This window comes from Salinicola sp. V024, from assembly GCF_052645315.1.
The window spans coordinates 1-14,978 of the sequence record NZ_JBQXYB010000023.1 but is presented as its reverse complement, the minus strand read 5'-3'; the positions used below and the strand labels follow the sequence as shown (position 1 = coordinate 14,978).

At 60.5% G+C, this 14,978-nt stretch carries 16 protein-coding genes; all 16 read left to right on the top strand.

The genetic code is table 11. The annotated features are described in order from the left end of the window. A partial coding sequence (locus tag ACUN9V_RS19430; RefSeq protein WP_445512607.1) for a site-specific integrase occupies nucleotides 1–468 on the top strand: 468 nt, incomplete at its 5' end. 423 nt (nucleotides 469–891) lie between these two features. Beyond that, nucleotides 892–1,782, top strand: a complete 891-nt coding sequence (locus ACUN9V_RS19425) for a ParA family protein (protein ID WP_445512606.1) — start codon at nucleotides 892–894, stop codon at nucleotides 1,780–1,782. A gap of 1 nt (nucleotide 1,783) precedes the next feature. Next, entirely contained in the window at nucleotides 1,784–3,181 is a 1,398-nt protein-coding gene (gene dnaB, locus ACUN9V_RS19420) for a replicative DNA helicase (protein ID WP_445512609.1), read from the top strand. Between the two features lie 192 nt (nucleotides 3,182–3,373). After that, nucleotides 3,374–3,604, top strand: coding sequence for a type II toxin-antitoxin system HicA family toxin (locus ACUN9V_RS19415; protein ID WP_295036902.1), 231 nt, complete (start codon nucleotides 3,374–3,376; stop codon nucleotides 3,602–3,604). Then, nucleotides 3,601–4,290, top strand: coding sequence for a DUF2786 domain-containing protein (locus ACUN9V_RS19410; RefSeq protein WP_445512605.1), 690 nt, complete (start codon nucleotides 3,601–3,603; stop codon nucleotides 4,288–4,290). Before ACUN9V_RS19415 ends, ACUN9V_RS19410 begins: the two co-directional genes overlap by 4 nt. Continuing rightward, entirely contained in the window at nucleotides 4,283–4,789 is a 507-nt protein-coding gene (locus ACUN9V_RS19405; protein ID WP_445512604.1) for a hypothetical protein, read from the top strand. The genes ACUN9V_RS19410 and ACUN9V_RS19405 overlap by 8 nt, the downstream gene beginning before the upstream one ends. Continuing rightward, entirely contained in the window at nucleotides 4,786–6,822 is a 2,037-nt protein-coding gene (locus ACUN9V_RS19400; RefSeq protein WP_445512603.1) for a ParB family protein, read from the top strand. Before ACUN9V_RS19405 ends, ACUN9V_RS19400 begins: the two co-directional genes overlap by 4 nt. Then, nucleotides 6,822–7,433: a DUF2857 domain-containing protein gene (locus tag ACUN9V_RS19395; protein WP_445512602.1), complete on the top strand. Its 612-nt coding sequence runs from the start codon at nucleotides 6,822–6,824 to the stop codon at nucleotides 7,431–7,433. The genes ACUN9V_RS19400 and ACUN9V_RS19395 overlap by 1 nt, the downstream gene beginning before the upstream one ends. Beyond that, nucleotides 7,433–8,647 (top strand): STY4528 family pathogenicity island replication protein, encoded by a 1,215-nt coding sequence (locus tag ACUN9V_RS19390; protein ID WP_445512601.1) that lies wholly within the window; start codon nucleotides 7,433–7,435, stop codon nucleotides 8,645–8,647. The genes ACUN9V_RS19395 and ACUN9V_RS19390 overlap by 1 nt, the downstream gene beginning before the upstream one ends. A 98-nt stretch (nucleotides 8,648–8,745) precedes the next feature. Continuing rightward, entirely contained in the window at nucleotides 8,746–9,513 is a 768-nt protein-coding gene (locus ACUN9V_RS19385; protein WP_445512600.1) for a PFL_4669 family integrating conjugative element protein, read from the top strand. A 208-nt stretch (nucleotides 9,514–9,721) separates the two neighbouring features. Further along, nucleotides 9,722–10,168: a DUF3158 family protein gene (locus ACUN9V_RS19380; RefSeq protein ID WP_445512608.1), complete on the top strand. Its 447-nt coding sequence runs from the start codon at nucleotides 9,722–9,724 to the stop codon at nucleotides 10,166–10,168. Nucleotides 10,169–10,278: 110 nt separating this feature from the next. Continuing rightward, nucleotides 10,279–10,767, top strand: coding sequence for a single-stranded DNA-binding protein (locus ACUN9V_RS19375; RefSeq protein ID WP_445512599.1), 489 nt, complete (start codon nucleotides 10,279–10,281; stop codon nucleotides 10,765–10,767). Nucleotides 10,768–10,936: 169 nt separating this feature from the next. Then, nucleotides 10,937–11,401 (top strand): hypothetical protein, encoded by a 465-nt coding sequence (locus ACUN9V_RS19370; RefSeq protein ID WP_445512598.1) that lies wholly within the window; start codon nucleotides 10,937–10,939, stop codon nucleotides 11,399–11,401. 132 nt (nucleotides 11,402–11,533) lie between these two features. Beyond that, complete coding sequence (locus tag ACUN9V_RS19365) at nucleotides 11,534–11,956, top strand: hypothetical protein (protein WP_445512597.1); 423 nt, start codon at nucleotides 11,534–11,536, stop codon at nucleotides 11,954–11,956. A gap of 70 nt (nucleotides 11,957–12,026) precedes the next feature. Further along, entirely contained in the window at nucleotides 12,027–14,063 is a 2,037-nt protein-coding gene (locus tag ACUN9V_RS19360; protein WP_445512596.1) for a DNA topoisomerase III, read from the top strand. A 107-nt stretch (nucleotides 14,064–14,170) separates the two neighbouring features. Further along, nucleotides 14,171–14,542, top strand: coding sequence for a histone-like nucleoid-structuring protein, MvaT/MvaU family (locus tag ACUN9V_RS19355; protein WP_445512595.1), 372 nt, complete (start codon nucleotides 14,171–14,173; stop codon nucleotides 14,540–14,542). Nucleotides 14,543–14,978 lie beyond the last annotated feature (436 nt).

Here is a 14,978-nt window from a genome sequence, read left to right as displayed (position 1 = left end):
ACCACACAGGCTGCTTCCTGCTTGAATTCCGGCGTAAAAGATCGTCGTTTCCTGCTCATCAGACACCTCGCTAATGGTGGCAAGATTACCACCTATGCTGATGTCCGGTGTCATTGGACCACTACACCTCACCTCTACGAGCTGATAGTTGCCGCACACAGTGCTGGGTTTAAACGTAGAGACCAACTGTTCAACGTCAACCGCTTCAGCCAAAGGCATAAGCGGACTACCATGGATACATGGCAGGTAGAGCGTTTCTTCCAGTCATTGTCCGAGCTGGCCGGATACAAAATGTCTCCTCACCGTTTCCGGCACTTCCTCGGGACCAGCCTCATGGATAGCCCCGAGAGGAACATTCATCTCACCCAGAACATCCTCAATCACACCGATATTCGAACCACGATGGAGTACGTCCATCCTGACGTCGAGGCAATGCGTCGCGCGCTGAATGCGAGGCCCCCCGTCTGATGAGATCCTCTTGGCAGGGGGCTGTAGCTCCCTGCCAGGCGTGAGGGAAGCGGATGTACATGAGAAAGTTGACATCCGCTGGGCCGACAGCCATGATTCTAAGCGCCAATGTAGTGCAATAGAGTGAAGGCAGATTCGTGTCTCCTTGCACGCTTGGGCACAGACATTCTTCGTAGCGCGTGGCAACTGTGCTATTCCAGCCGACTTAGAGGCCGCAACTGACTTGTAATCAGTAGGTCCCGGGTTCGACTCCTGGTGTCGGCACCAGAGCTTAGAGATAGAAGCATTGGTTAGAGCGTATCACCTCGTATGATGTGAACGCTCCACCACTTCTCAGATCCCATTCTGTTTGGCAGTCAACACAAATTGTAGCGTCATTTTCTCTCTGCACTCGTTCCATTCATGATTGGACGAGGTGTAGTTATGCGTGTTTCCGCGACAGTGTGTTCCAAGGGCGGCGTCGGCAAGACGACCACAACGGCCAATCTTGGCGGACTCCTGGCCGATGCCGGTCTTCAGGTCCTTCTCATAGACCTGGATTCCCAGCCCACCCTCTCTTCCTACTATGAGCTGTCCCAGCCGGCCCCAGGCGGGGTGTACGAGCTGCTCGCGACAGAGATGGTCGATCTCGATCAGATCATCTCTCAAACCGCTATCGCCAATCTCGACATCATCGTCTCCAACGACTATCGGAATCAGCTGCAGCAGTTGTTGCTCAACGCCCCGAATGGTCGCTTCCGGCTGATCGATCTCCTCGATCGTTTCGCCAATCGCTATGACGCCATCCTGATAGACACCCAAGGCGCGCGCTCCGTCATCCTCGAGATGGCCGTGATGGCCGCCGATCGGCTGATTTCTCCCATCGTTCCAGAACTGCTCACGGCTCGTGAGTTCGTGCGCGGCACTCAAGGCATGCTCAACGAGCTGCGCGAGTTGGCGCGGTATACCCGCTTCGAAGTGCCCCCGGTCTCCATACTGCTCAACAAGATGACCGACCAGCTCCGCGACGCCCGCGATATATCGGACAGCATCCGCACCATGTATGCCGAGGTCGAAGACCACGGTATCAGCGTGCTTGAGACGCCTCTCGTCAATCTCTCCGCCTATCGTGCAGCGGCGCTCCAGGGCTTGCCTGTCCACCGGATTGAGCCGCGCAAGCCATATAGCCGCAAGGCGCCAGCCTGCGCCGATCAGCTCAAGGCCGTGGCGGTCGATCTTTACCCCGAGTGGGCCGATGCCATCCGCGCGGTGGGCGCTGTCTCCCCAAACCGTAAACCGGGCACCGGGAAATCGGGGGTGGGTCATGTCCATTGAGATCCAATCCCCGGCGGCTATCGAGGCTGAGGTCATGGGGCTTCTTCCGCCGCATAGCATCGACGCGGAGCAGTCCACGCTGGGCGCATTGATGCTCGACAACACGAAATGGGACGACATCTGCGAGATCGTTGACGCCTCAGCGTTCTATCACTATCCGCATCGGCTGATTTTCAAGGCGATGGAGGAGCTATCGCACGACGAGAAGCCGCTGGATGTCGTGACACTCTCTGAGCTGCTCGAGCGCGATGGTCATATCGAGGCCTGTGGGGGCCTGTCCTATCTGGCCGAGCTGGCTCGCAATACGCCGTCGGCTACCAATGTGGTCGCTTACGCTGCGATCGTTTGTGAGCACCAGCGTCGGCGGCAGCTGGCCAACATGGGCCGCGACCTCAGCCAGCGGGCGCTGGATGGGCAGCAGCTCAGCCAGGCGTTGATCGAGGCCACTGAATGCCAGCTGTTCGAGCTGGCTGAGAACCGGCAAGGCAAGGAAACGGGCATACGTTCCGCGTTGACGGCAGCGATCGATACCATCGATCGGGCCTCCAACGCCAAGGACGGCATCACCGGCACGCCGACCGGCTACAAGGATCTCGACGATCTTACCTGCGGCTGGCAGGCCTCCGACCTGATCGTCATCGCAGGCAGGCCTGCAATGGGCAAGACCACGCTGGGGATGAACCTCGTCGAGAATGCGTTGGTCGCCACGGCCGGTCGCACCGAGCTGGCCACCGCTCCGATCTTCGTCTTCTCGCTTGAGATGCCCGAGGAACAGTTGATGCTGCGTCTCATGGCGAGCATGGGACGGCTGGACATGAGCAAACTGCGCTCGGGGCAGCTCGACGACGGTGGCTGGGAAAAGCTGACCTCGGCCACTAACCGCATACTGGGATTCGAGGAACGCCTGTTCGTCGATGACTCCAGCGGCCTCTCGGCGACCTCGCTCAAGTCGCGCGCCCGCCGGCTGATGCGCCGACACGGAAAGCCTGCCCTGATCCTGATCGACTATCTGCAGCTGCTCGAGGAGCCGGGTTGCGAGAACCGCAACAACGAAATCTCCGCGATATCTCGCATCCTCAAAGCCACGGCCAAGGATCTCAACTGCCCAGTGGTGGCGCTTTCGCAGCTCAACCGCACGCTGGAAAATCGTCCCAACAAACGTCCCTGCATGGCCGACCTGCGCGACTCCGGCGCAATCGAGCAGGATGCCGACGTCATCGGCTTCGTCTACCGCGATGAGGTCTACAACACCGATGAACCTGACAACAAGGGCCTTGCGGAGTTGATCATCGGCAAGCAGCGCAACGGTCCCACCGGCACAGTGCATCTCACGTTCGTGGGTTCGAGCACCCGCTTCGAGTCTCTGGCGTGGAAGCAGGTGCAGGAGGGACGGTCATGAATTGCTCGGTTAGGGAACTTCAGGATCTCGAAATCCGGCTTGCTGAAAAGCGCGACGAACTCGCGCGACTCAATCGCGAATGTCACTTGCTCCGAGGCGAAAGGGATCGACTGATTCGATCGCTAGAAGGGCAACTGGATCTGTTTCGTCAGCAGCTCGATCACACCGACCAAGTGACAGGGGAGGTGGCCCATGCCTGACGCATTGCCGATTCGCTGCTCGACGCGCGCGCTCAAGCGCGTCGTGCGTTATGCCGTCGATCACGGTTGGTTTGTCGAGCGCACCCGTGGCGGTCACGTCCGTTTCATCAAGCCGGGCTGCCCGCCCGTGTTTACCGGATTTTCGCCCAGCGACGCGCGTGCCGAGAAGAACGTGCTGGCACGGCTACGCAGGGTACAGCGACATGAGGGGGACGAGGCATGATTCCCGACCGCATCCTTCGCAAGATCGAGCGTTGTCTGGCGCTGTCACGCTCGGCCAATAAGCACGAGGCCGGCACGGCGCTGCGTCAGGCGCAGCACCTGATGGATGAGTACGGTGTCAGCGAGATCGATGTCGCGGCGTCGACCATCGACCGAGTGGCCGTCAAGTCACCGACCGGACGCAAGCCACCACGTTGGCTCGACCATCTGGCCACCCTAAGCAATGCCGCCTTCGGTACCGCTACCGTCTACGAGCCACGTCCGACATTCGAGGGCTGGCAAGGCTACTTCGCGTTCCTGGGCGAGGCGAGTCAGGTGCGCATCGCGGCCTATGCCTTCGAGGTGCTACAGCGTCAGCTGATCGCCGATCGTAAGGCCTTCCTGAACGGGATGAACAAGCGAGCCAAGCGCATCACCAAGATTCGTCGGGCCGATGCCTATGCCCTGGCATGGGTCGCGGGGGCGTTCGAGCACATCGTGCCGGTGCAGAAGACGGAAGATACCGTCGCGGCGATCGAACACTTCCAGCAGCGCTTCTATCCCCAACTCGAGGCGATGGACGCCATCGATCGCGGCCAACGCCGTGACGATCAGCGGGCAATGGCTCGGGGCTACGCCGCCGGTCGCAATGCGCGCCTGCATGGCGGTGTCGATCGTGATCGATACAAGGAGCTGCCCCATGGCTGAGATCGTCGCTTTTCCGACACGCGAGCCCAATGGCCACAATATCGAGCGGTATCTGCTGGGGCGGGAGTGCCTGGCTCTGGGGCTGCTCGACCCGTTCGCCGGCTGGGTCGAGACGCTCGAGTCCTGGTTCGCCGCCCATCCCCAGGCCAGGAACAAGCGCAACGATGCGCTGCGCGCGCTGCTTGCCGATACCTGGCTGATGTTTCACATGGCCTGTGACCGGGCCAGCCGACTGGAGATGCAGCCGCATCACTGTCTGCGCTGGGCGCAGCTTCAGTATTTCAATCTCAGCGATTTCGAGCTGCTGGTGATCGTCAACGACAACCTGCTCGATCTGCGTCGTGGCCTGCAGGCGCTTTGCCAGCAGCATCCGCCGCAAACGCGCAGCGATCTGAGCCTCCACGGGCTGACGCAGAGCATCGGTCGTCTGAACCAGCAGTTGAACCATTTTTTCGATTCTGATGGCTGCGCCTCGCGCCAGCCGGAGTGGACCTCATGAGTAAATCATCCGTTACCCCCGATCAGATCACGGCCAAGCTGAACCAGCCGGGTCCGGCGCTCAGGAGTCAGCCCGCTGATCGTTTGCCGGCACCGACCCGCGAACAGGCGATGTCGTTGACGCTGGATCAGTTGCGGTCCTATGACCGCAATCCCAGAACGCAACACAACCCGAAGTACAACGAGATCAAAGAGTCAATCAAGGCGGTCGGACTCAAGCAGAAACTGACCGTCACGCAACGGCCCGGCGATGACCGCTACATGATCTCCGATGGCGGCAATACCCGTTTGAGCATCCTCAACGAGCTGTATCAGGAGACTGGCGACAAGCGCTATTACCACCAGGACTGCCATTTCGTCCCGTGGCAGGGAGAGATCAACGTCCTCGCCGGCCACCTGGCTGAGAACGACAACCGGGGTCAGCTCAGCTGGATCGAGCGAGCGCGCGGCATCTTCGAGGCCAAGCGCATGATCGAGGAAGAGGCCGGCGAGACCATCTCCCAGCGCGAGTTGACCAAGCGCCTGCGCGTGCTGGGCTACACCATCAATCACAGCCATATCTCGAAAATGCTCTACACCATCGAGCATTTCCTGCCGACCCTGCCACTGACGCTCGACGCCGGCATGGGCAAGGGGCAGATCGAGAAGCTGATCTCCTACCGCCAGTTCTGCGACGAGTGCTGGACCCGCTGCGCGGACTTCTGGATCGCGCACGCCGACGATCTTGGCGAAGGCGAGCCCTGGGCCAGCAATGTCGTCGACGGCGACTTTGCTCAGGCCTGGCACGAGGAGATGGCCCAGATCGATCACGAGGGCCAGACCGAGTTCCGCTGGAACCTCGTCGAGGATCGCCTGAAGGGCATGCTCAACGAGCACACCGGACTGCACTTCAACCCCATCGACATGGCGTGGAAGAACTGGTTCACCGTGCGCAAGTACGCCCGGGCGGCAACGGAAGAAGAACGTAACGATATCTGGACCACGGTCGACAGTGAACTGGAGCGCCTGCGTCATCCCCAGGAGCGTCATCTCTATCCGACCAAGCAGGAGGCGTCCAACGACGGCACCTCATCCCCCCGCAAGTCGTCGGGATCACCCTCGCTGCCATCGACGTCGAATGCGTCGGATGAATCCCATCAGTCAGTCGGCGATAGTGGCGACGTCGACGATCTGACGTTCCGCGATGGCCATACCGATCTCGATTCCTCGCCGGCACAGTCGCCCACCGAACGCGGTGTGCCGGAATCCGGCGGGGCGGGTGAGTCCCTCGCCATGAAGCTGATGCGCGCCCAGCTCGATCAGCTCGAGCAGCGCAACGCCGAACTCGAGACCCAGAACCAGCGACCGCCGGTGGCACCGCAAGGGTTTGGCGTCGGAGAGGATGACAACGAGGGCCTCGGCGGGTTGCTGGATACCGACGGTCTTCTACAGGAACACAATCCTCGACCCACACGTTCTCCCGAGGAGCAGGCCACGATCGCCGCCGACCTGACTCTCTCACCGCATCATGAAACCGAGGGCCATCGCCAGCTACGGCACTGGCAGGCGAAGGAGCATGGCGAGGAGGCAATCGACTTCGAAGCGGCGGCGCTCAAGAGCGTGCCGCTTCAAGACGGTGGTCGCATCTCGCCGATCACCGATCTCTGGCACATCCCGACCTGGCGCCGCAACGCCCGGGATCTGCGCATGCAGATCGGCGAGGTGGTTCAGGTGCTGGCTAGTTGGGCCGGTATCGACGCGAGCGGGTCCAGCGAGGTCATCCGCCTCAACGCTCGAGAGGGCCTCGGCTTTGAACTCGACCCGCTTGAAGGCGCTCCCAGCCGTCGTGCGCAGCTCGTCTGGCAACTGCTCGCCGGCCTCGAGGGCAACATCGACCCGGTGTTGCCGAGCGACATCTCGCTGCTGGGCGAACTGGTGGGCAGTCACGGTGACACTGACGTGCGCTTGCCCGACGGTCTTTTCGTTCGTGTGTTCTGGCTGACCCGGCTGATTCGGGTCTTGCGTGACGTGCTCGATGCAGAGGGGGATTCGTGATGGCAACACCGCAACTCAATCATGCGCTATTCAACCAGGCGCTGGTCCTGATCCGCGAAGGTGATATGCGTCGCGCCCGAGCGCTGGGGTTCCGCGACGACGAGCTGCAGAGTCTCAGCCGTCTACGGGCCTGCGAGATTGAGTCCCTGATCAACGAGTTTCCGGGCGTCGCCCGATTCGAGCTGGATCACGACACCTTCAAGGCAGCGCTACGCCGCGTCGATCGCGACCAGGATCGCGACGGGCTGGTCGATCACTGCATTCGTCACGGGGCCAGCGTGCAGATGCTGGCCACCTTCTTCGGCCTGACGCCGAACGACTGCTCGGCTCGACGCACCCTGCTGGGGGTGCCGAGCCGGCAGGGTCGACTGCCCATGCCAGAGGAGAAGGTCGAGCACGAAGCCTATCACCGCTGGCAGACCATCTCCGACGATCCCGCCGGTCCCAGTGCCGTGGAGGACATTCGAGGCATGCTGGTACTGGCCGAGGAAGTCGAGCTGCCACTGGCCGTGATCTGGACTCTCATCAAACAGTGGACCCTACCGGAGCAGGCCCGTCAGCAGAGCCTGCCGGCCGAAGACGAGGGCGTGGTGCGTGAAGGGGTGGCTTGATGAAACATTTTGACGCACTCATCGGGCGCGCCGCGTCATCCATGACCCAACGCCGAGGCCAGGCCGCCTCGGCGTCGGACGGTCAGGACCACCCACTCGACGGCCTTCTCTTCATGGGCAATCCCCATGAAACCGTTCCTCGAGCGCTACTGCTCGATCAGCGCTTGGGTGCGGTCGACGTGCTCGGCTGGCAGATGATTCGTCTGCTGTCGAACGCCGATCGCACCACGGCGTTTCCTACCTACGACGAGCTGGAGCCGTTGCTGCGATCCGGCGCGAATCGCAAGGCGTCGCGCAAGACCGTCGCGCGAGTCATCGCGATCCTGCGACTGACCCGTTGGATGACGTTGGGCATGAAAGCGCGCAACACCGACAACGGCCGCATGATCGGCAACGTCTACGTGCTGCACGACGAACCGTTGGCGCCGGCCGAGTCACTGTCGCTTGATGCCGAGTACATCGAGTACGTCATCCGCTGTACTCGACATCACAACCGCGACGTTGCCGAGGTGGCGCAACTCGTGCGCAACGAGCTGGCCGAGGGAGGCGTACTCGAGATGCCGACCCGGTTGGACGTCATCGATCAGCGAGCCCAGCGGCAGAGTCGTGCCGAGTTTCCAGCGGAAACTCAGGCAAAGCCTCCCGGTTTCCAGCGGAAACCCGGGCAGTTTCCAGAGGCAGATGATCCCAGTTTCCAGCGGAAACTCATTGGTAAATCATGCGCTTATGACACAGTTTCCGACGCAGAAAACCCTACAGTACGTAGTTATGCAAACAGTGTATGTAAAACCACCGCGCGCGAGCCGGACGCCACCTCGCTGGTCTGGAGCTGGCCGCTCGAACTGACTGCCGACGAGCGTGAATCGGTCGCGTTTCTGCTGACGGGGTTGTCGACCGACATGCAGCAGGCGGTGATCGACGAGGCGGCCGGACGGGTCGACGCTGGCAAGGTGAAAAACACCCTAGGTTTTTTGCATACCCTGGCCAAGCGTGCCGCCTCGGACAATTTCCAGCTCACGCGCCACGGGCGCGGCATTGCCGACAAGCGGCGTGGCAATACTGGTACCCGTGCCGAACAGAACCGTGTTGTCGCCACGCCGGTGGTGCCGGTTCGAACGCCGGTAGCGTTGGATGAGCCTGAACCGCAGCCGATCTCAGCGGCGACCGAGCAGGCACGCGAGCAGATGTTCAAGCGGCTGGGACTGCGGCGCTAGAAATCTTTGCGATCGCGTTTAACGTTTTCGGTAGGGCGACGCCTGGTGAACGTTGATGCTGGCATCCCATCCAGTGCATCAGCGACTCAGGAGTGACTATGGCCAGCACTGAGCCCCGTGTAGGGCAGCTACGCAGCAAGATCGAGATGACCCTGCACACCTACCCGGCGGTGCTTGCCTGGCACGGACGTGGGGTCGAGAGCGGCAAGCCGCAGGTAGTCGGTCTCAAACAGTTTTTGTCGCTTGCCGGTCGCGTTCATCAGGCCGCTGGCCGTGACGACCCCTATGCCGACAGCTGGTTGCTCATGCTCGAGGAAAAGGTCGACGAGACCCGGCAATCGCTTCAGCAGTTGGAAACACGAATGAGCAGTGTGCTGAAGCAGATCCCGGAGGGGCTCGATGTCAGCCGCAACGTCAGTCAGCAGCCCTTCTTAACGCCTGTGTTTACCGGCGGGCAGATGGGCTGGCAGGCAGTCATGTTGCTAATGCAGTACGACAGCATCGTGCGCGATGTGCTGCTGGCCCATCACATTGGACTGCTGGGCAATAAGCAGCGTGGCGCGATGATCCGCGACCAAGGCGGCCACGCTCTGCGCTCGCTGTGTTATGCACCAGTGAAGTTCCCCGGATTCAGCGGGGCGACGCGTGACGATTTTGCGGCTAACAATGCCAAGGCTCGAAATGCTCTCGAGAAATACGGCGAGTTGCCGCAGGACATCCTGGAAGGGACGCGCCGCAGCGAGTTCGCGCCAACGATCCGACGCGAAGCCGGCCTGCAAACCGGCAGTGACCAGGATCATAAGCTCGAAGGCGCGGACCTGGACGACGATCAACTGCTGACCCAGCCCGGAGAGCCCGAGAGCTGATATTGATTGGGGATGCCAGGCCAGGGTGTTTCCCCCGGAAACACTTCCCCAGGACGGTGGGATGGCAGACCAGGGTGTTTCCCCCGGAAACACTTCCCGCAGGACGGTGGGATGCCAGGCCAGGGTGATTCCACTGTAATCACTTCCCGCAGGATTGGTGGGGTAGCCAGCCTTCAGGAAACGAATACAGGACAGGACCGTGAGCGCAATGACCGCACTGGAACAGCGTCAGGACTTTGCACTGAATCAGTACGCAAAGGGCCTTTTAAAACCCTTTAAGGGTAAGGGAGAGATGATCCGGTTTCGCGACGAGCTGGACGAGGAGTGCCGGCGGATGTGGCAAGAAGCAGCGGACTTTGCCAACCGCTACAACCGGACGGTGGTTCAGGCGGGTCTCTGGCTCAAACCGCATAACAACAGTGGGGGGCGCGTTCGCGCAGTGCAGTGGCGCGATAAGGCACAGACCCAGATGGGGCGGCGTCTGCTCGAGGCCGTGCTGCAGTACGGCGATGTTTCGGTAGGCATGAAGCGTCAGCTGGTCGAGATCGAGACCAAGCGCGCGATCTTCAATGCCAAGATCGCGGCGGCGACTCGCCAAGTCGATCGTTTGAATCGGCTGCTGAATGATCTCGACGAGATCGAGGCCATGGTCTGACACCTTGGACGGCCAGGAATGGTCCGCTGTTTCGCTTAACGTTAACCGCTGACGTTCTTTGCCGCTCGCGGCCACTGTAGTCGGGTATTCATTCGATTCAGGAGATACCGATGAGCACGCATTTCATGGGCGAGGGGAACATAGGCTCGGATCCAGAAGTGAAGATGTTTGCACCCAACGGCAATCAGCCACCGCGTGGCGTCATGCGATTGAACGTCCGCTTCGACAATCCGGTGCCGACCGATACCGGTAACGTCGACAAGGGCGGGTTCTGGGCCAACGTCGAGATCTGGCATCGCGACGTCGAGCAGTGGGCACAGCTCTATCAGAAGGGCATGCGAGTCATGGTCTCGGGCCGGATGGTGCTTGACGAGTGGCAGGATCGGGAAGGCGAAAACCGTTCGCAGTTCAAGGTCCAGGCCGTGCGCATCGGCATGCTGCCATTTCGCGTCGCCCAGGTCGTGCTCGAGCCGGGGCAGCAACCGCTCCGTCAGCCGTCATCGACGCAGGCACCGCAACAGGGTGCCTATGCCAAAGCCGCTGGACCGGAGGGGGAGTGGGATAACCCGGTGGGCGCTGACTCGAACGATTCAGGGTGAGCGGAGACGAGCGGAGACGCTTGCATGAAGGCAGGCTCAACATGAGACGGACAAGGAGTGGTGGGATGAGGCACTGGGTATTGGCAGCGGGGATGGTAGCTCTTGCCGGCTGCGCGGCGCAGGATCACTATTATTCGAACGGGTCTGTGTCACCTGCTTTGACAATCCGGTGACGGGGGAGCCGCTGAACTATGATCCCAGCGAGACGCCGCAGAAAGTCGCAACCAATGCTGAGGGAGAAACGGTCGACGCCAAGAACCTGGGTAGTCAGAGCGGTTCGGTCGACATCGACTCCCGTGTCGATGTCGATACCGCCTATGCCAGGGTCAAGTCGGCCATGGGATTCCGGTCCCCGGGCGACTTCGAGAAAGGCAACACGATGTCAGACTGGCAAATGAACGACTCGGCGTGGAAACACCAAACGACGCCGGGCGCCTACTATGATCTAGGGGACTACGGAGAACAGACCATCGGTGGTACCCAGTACGACCTGGTGCAGCGTGTGCAAATCGAGAAAGATGGATCTGGATCACGTATCCACTACAGCTGGGCGCCCGCCGACAAGCGAACGCTCTACGATGGCAATGCCATGGAGTCGGCGCTGACCCGGCGTCTCAAAGTTGCGGTAGACTGATCGTCCATACCTAACTTCTTCACCATCCAGGATGGTTGGAGCCTGGATGGACAGCTGGGCTACATGCTCCAGAACTCGACGACAAGCAGGCGACTGGCCGAGTCGTCGAGTGGCTGAATCTGGGAGTCTTCGATGATACAAAAGAGTGACGTTGCCGCCTATCAACGGTTCTTTGTTCGACCCCATCATGATCAGCGCTTACGCGTTGAATCGGATATTCGATCCATTCTGGGTGACACAGTCGAGTGTCGTCTCGCCCCCGATGGCTCCCTGCTCAAACCTACGAGCCTCAAGCCCGCCCAGGGTCGATACCTGATCCCCATGCGCTGGGTCAGCGGTGAGATCATAACGATCGATAACCCCACCACGGCGCAGTGGTTCTGGCTCGATGCCGACATCCCATTCAACGGCATACTGGCTCAGCGATTGGCCCTAGCGCTGAATCAGCATCCTGCTGTCGCATGCGTGGCCGAAGACAATACGCGCGGTGCGGCCCACGGCAGTGCGGAAGCCTGGATCATCGATGATGCGCATTATCTGCTCCACCCCGATTAACATTTCCCACTGATTCTGTTGATCCAGCCCGGCACGCTGAGGCCATACACACTCTGTGAGGCCCGGCGTCATGTCTCGATTGTTCCTCTGCGAAAAACCCTCTCAGGCACGCGATATTGGCGCGGTTCTGGGGGCGACACGCAAAGCCGAAGGCTGCCTGCAGGGGGACGGCGTCGTCGTTACCTGGGCCTTCGGTCATCTCCTCGAGCAAGCCCCACCCGAGGCCTACGATCCAGCGCTGAAGCGTTGGTCACTGGAGTCGCTGCCGATCCGTCCGGCGCAATGGAAGAACACGGTGCGCAAGGATGCCAGCAAGCAATTCAAGGTCATCCAGGGGCTACTCAAGCAGTGCAGCGAAGTGGTCGTCTCCACTGACTCCGATCGGGAGGGCGAGACCATTGGTCGCGAGATCCTGGACGCCTGCCGTTACCGGGGGCGCGTCTCCCGGCTCTGGCTATCGGCGCTAGATGAGGCGTCGATTCGCAAGGCGCTGGCCAACATTCGTCCAGGGGAGTCGACATACCCGCTGTATCAGGCAGGGCTGGGCCGCTCACGCGCTGACTGGCTGGTTGGCATGAATCTGACCCGTGCGTTTTCGGTGCTGGCTCAGCAGCAGGGCCACCAGGGTGTGCTGTCGGTGGGCCGCGTACAGACGCCGACGCTGGCTCTGGTCGTGAGGCGGGATCAGGAAATCGCGAGATTCGTGCCCAAGCCGTTCTGGGATGTCGTGGCCAATCTGGAGGCGCAGGGTGGCCAGTTCCAGGGCAAATGGATGCCTACCAATGAGGCGTGGCTGGACGAGGAAGGCCGGAGCATCAACCAGGAGGCGGCGCGTGCGGTCGCGGCCCAGTGCCAGGGAGCATCGGCGTCGGTGGCATCCGTTGAGACCTCACGAAAACGCGAAAGCGCGCCGCTGGTGATGGATCTTGGCACGCTGCAGCAGGAATGCTCGAAACGCTTCGGCTTCGGTGCCCAGCAGGTCCTCAACATCGCTCAGTCGCTTTACGAGACTCACAAGGCCACGAGCTACCCGCGTACTGACTGCCGCTACCTGCCAACGTCGATGCTGTCCGAGGTCGGGGCCGTCGTGACGGCGCTCCTGCATTCGGACGAGAAGCTCGCACCGGTGATCGAGCGCCTGGATCAAACTCTCAAGAGCCGCGTCTGGAACGACAGCAAGATCACGGCTCACCACGGGATCATTCCCACGACGGTACCCTGCCGCATTGATCGGATGAGCGAGGAGGAGTTTCGCGTCTACGATCTCGTCCGTCGGCACTACCTGGCGCAGTTCCTGCCCGCCCACGAATACGACCAGACCGATGCGCAGCTGGATCTCGCCGGCGAAACGTTCGTGGCCTCCGGGCGACAGGTGCGGGTCGAGGGCTGGAAAGCGCTGTTCCCCCGAGGGAAAGGCAAAGGGCAGGACAGTGACGACGACGAGCAGGAAGCGTCCGGTGCGCAGGCGCTCCCGCCTCTCTGTCAGGGGGAGAGCTGCGCGGTTGTGGATCTCATGGTGAAGGATCGTCAGACCCAACCGCCGAAGCCGTTTGCCGAGGGCACGTTGATCTCGGCGATGAAGAACGCCGCCCGGTTCGTGACCGACGAGCGGTTGCGGGCGCGACTGCGTGAGAGCGCCGGCATCGGCACCGAGGCGACCCGCGCCGGCATCATCGAGACGCTACTGAAGCGAGGCTTCATTCGGAAAAAGGGGCGCACGATTGTCTCGACGGCGGTAGGGCAGGGACTGATTGCGGCGCTGCCGCCGCAGATCAGTAATCCGGGGATGACCGCGTTGTGGGAGCAGGCGCTGGATCAGGTCGCCGAAGGGACGATGACGCTGGACGATTTTATGGAGCGACAGGGCGTTCTGCTCGACAAGCTCATCGGAATCGCGCTTGAGCGTCCACAGCTGAATCTTCCCGAGGCACCCAGCGAAACCTGTTCCAAGTGCCAGGCAAAGATGCGCAAGCGAAAGAGCAGCAATGGCCCCTTCTGGTCGTGCTCCCGCTACCCCGACTGCGAGGGCACCAAAGCAATTTCAAAACCAAGGCCTCAACGTCACTCCCCGGAGAAAGCAGCGAAGAGGAAAAGAAACTCCACTTGAACAACATTGTATATGGATACCAGGGTTTCATTTGGCAGAGCAGAGCGTTTGACGTTCATCATGGTATAATCCCGTCCTTTAATTCGATAAATTTGAGGTTATGACCCGTGTCGTTATTGAGTGAGTACACGAAGAAAGAGCAATTACTTAAGCAGCTTTCGGAAGAGCTCAAAGCCTTGGAAGGCGATCAGCGTTTGAAGAACGAGCTCGAGTTCAAAAGTAAACTCGAAGAGTTGATGACGGAGTATGGCAAGAAGGCGAGGGATGTTATCGACTTATTATCGCCCAATGATTCCCTTTCCGCGTCTCAATCGTCTGCAACGAACGGGCGACGAAAGCGGAAGCTAAAGACCTATAAGAATCCCAAAACCGGAGAAGTGATCGAGACTCGCGGAGGGAATCATAAAGCTCTCAAAGCTTGGAAAAACCAGCACGGCGCTGACACGGTCGAGAGCTGGGTTGTTCGAGAAGAGGAGTAACGTCAGCTGCCCGTGTGGCAAGGCACACCTTCTTTGCCAGGCGGCTTGATGAACCTAGGGGACTAGCTGATAATGACGTCGTACCCCGTTGCCAACTGACGGTCATCAGTTGGTCCCTTTGGACTCTTCTTGAGTCCGAACCCAAAGCGCTAACACCTGGCGAAAGAGCGCACCCCCTCGCAAGTTCCGTCTTGCACTACATTGGCGTGTATGCGGGTTCCAGGTTCCCTATATTTCAGGTCGACCGGTCGTCGACCCTCTCTTCAAGCCCATCTCGACCGGCCAACGAGTCATCTTCTTAGAGGATGACTGTAGTGGTCAACTAATCCCGGACAGTATTTTAAGTTTTTCTTCCGCCATCACGGGTGGCATGCCGCCATTGAAGGTATGAGGGCGCTGCCGGTTGTAGTAGTCCATCAGGTAGACGCCAATATCC

Coding starts and splice junctions, on each gene's coding strand:
- ACUN9V_RS19400 (WP_445512603.1), top strand. CDS start 4,786: ATGAGTAAATCATCCGTTACCCCCGATCAGATCACGGCCAAGCTGAAC.
- ACUN9V_RS19405 (WP_445512604.1), top strand. CDS start 4,283: ATGGCTGAGATCGTCGCTTTTCCGACACGCGAGCCCAATGGCCACAAT.
- ACUN9V_RS19385 (WP_445512600.1), top strand. CDS start 8,746: ATGGCCAGCACTGAGCCCCGTGTAGGGCAGCTACGCAGCAAGATCGAG.
- ACUN9V_RS19415 (WP_295036902.1), top strand. CDS start 3,374: ATGCCTGACGCATTGCCGATTCGCTGCTCGACGCGCGCGCTCAAGCGC.
- ACUN9V_RS19375 (WP_445512599.1), top strand. CDS start 10,279: ATGAGCACGCATTTCATGGGCGAGGGGAACATAGGCTCGGATCCAGAA.
- ACUN9V_RS19410 (WP_445512605.1), top strand. CDS start 3,601: ATGATTCCCGACCGCATCCTTCGCAAGATCGAGCGTTGTCTGGCGCTG.
- ACUN9V_RS19425 (WP_445512606.1), top strand. CDS start 892: ATGCGTGTTTCCGCGACAGTGTGTTCCAAGGGCGGCGTCGGCAAGACG.
- ACUN9V_RS19395 (WP_445512602.1), top strand. CDS start 6,822: ATGGCAACACCGCAACTCAATCATGCGCTATTCAACCAGGCGCTGGTC.
- ACUN9V_RS19360 (WP_445512596.1), top strand. CDS start 12,027: ATGTCTCGATTGTTCCTCTGCGAAAAACCCTCTCAGGCACGCGATATT.
- ACUN9V_RS19365 (WP_445512597.1), top strand. CDS start 11,534: ATGATACAAAAGAGTGACGTTGCCGCCTATCAACGGTTCTTTGTTCGA.
- ACUN9V_RS19380 (WP_445512608.1), top strand. CDS start 9,722: ATGACCGCACTGGAACAGCGTCAGGACTTTGCACTGAATCAGTACGCA.
- ACUN9V_RS19390 (WP_445512601.1), top strand. CDS start 7,433: ATGAAACATTTTGACGCACTCATCGGGCGCGCCGCGTCATCCATGACC.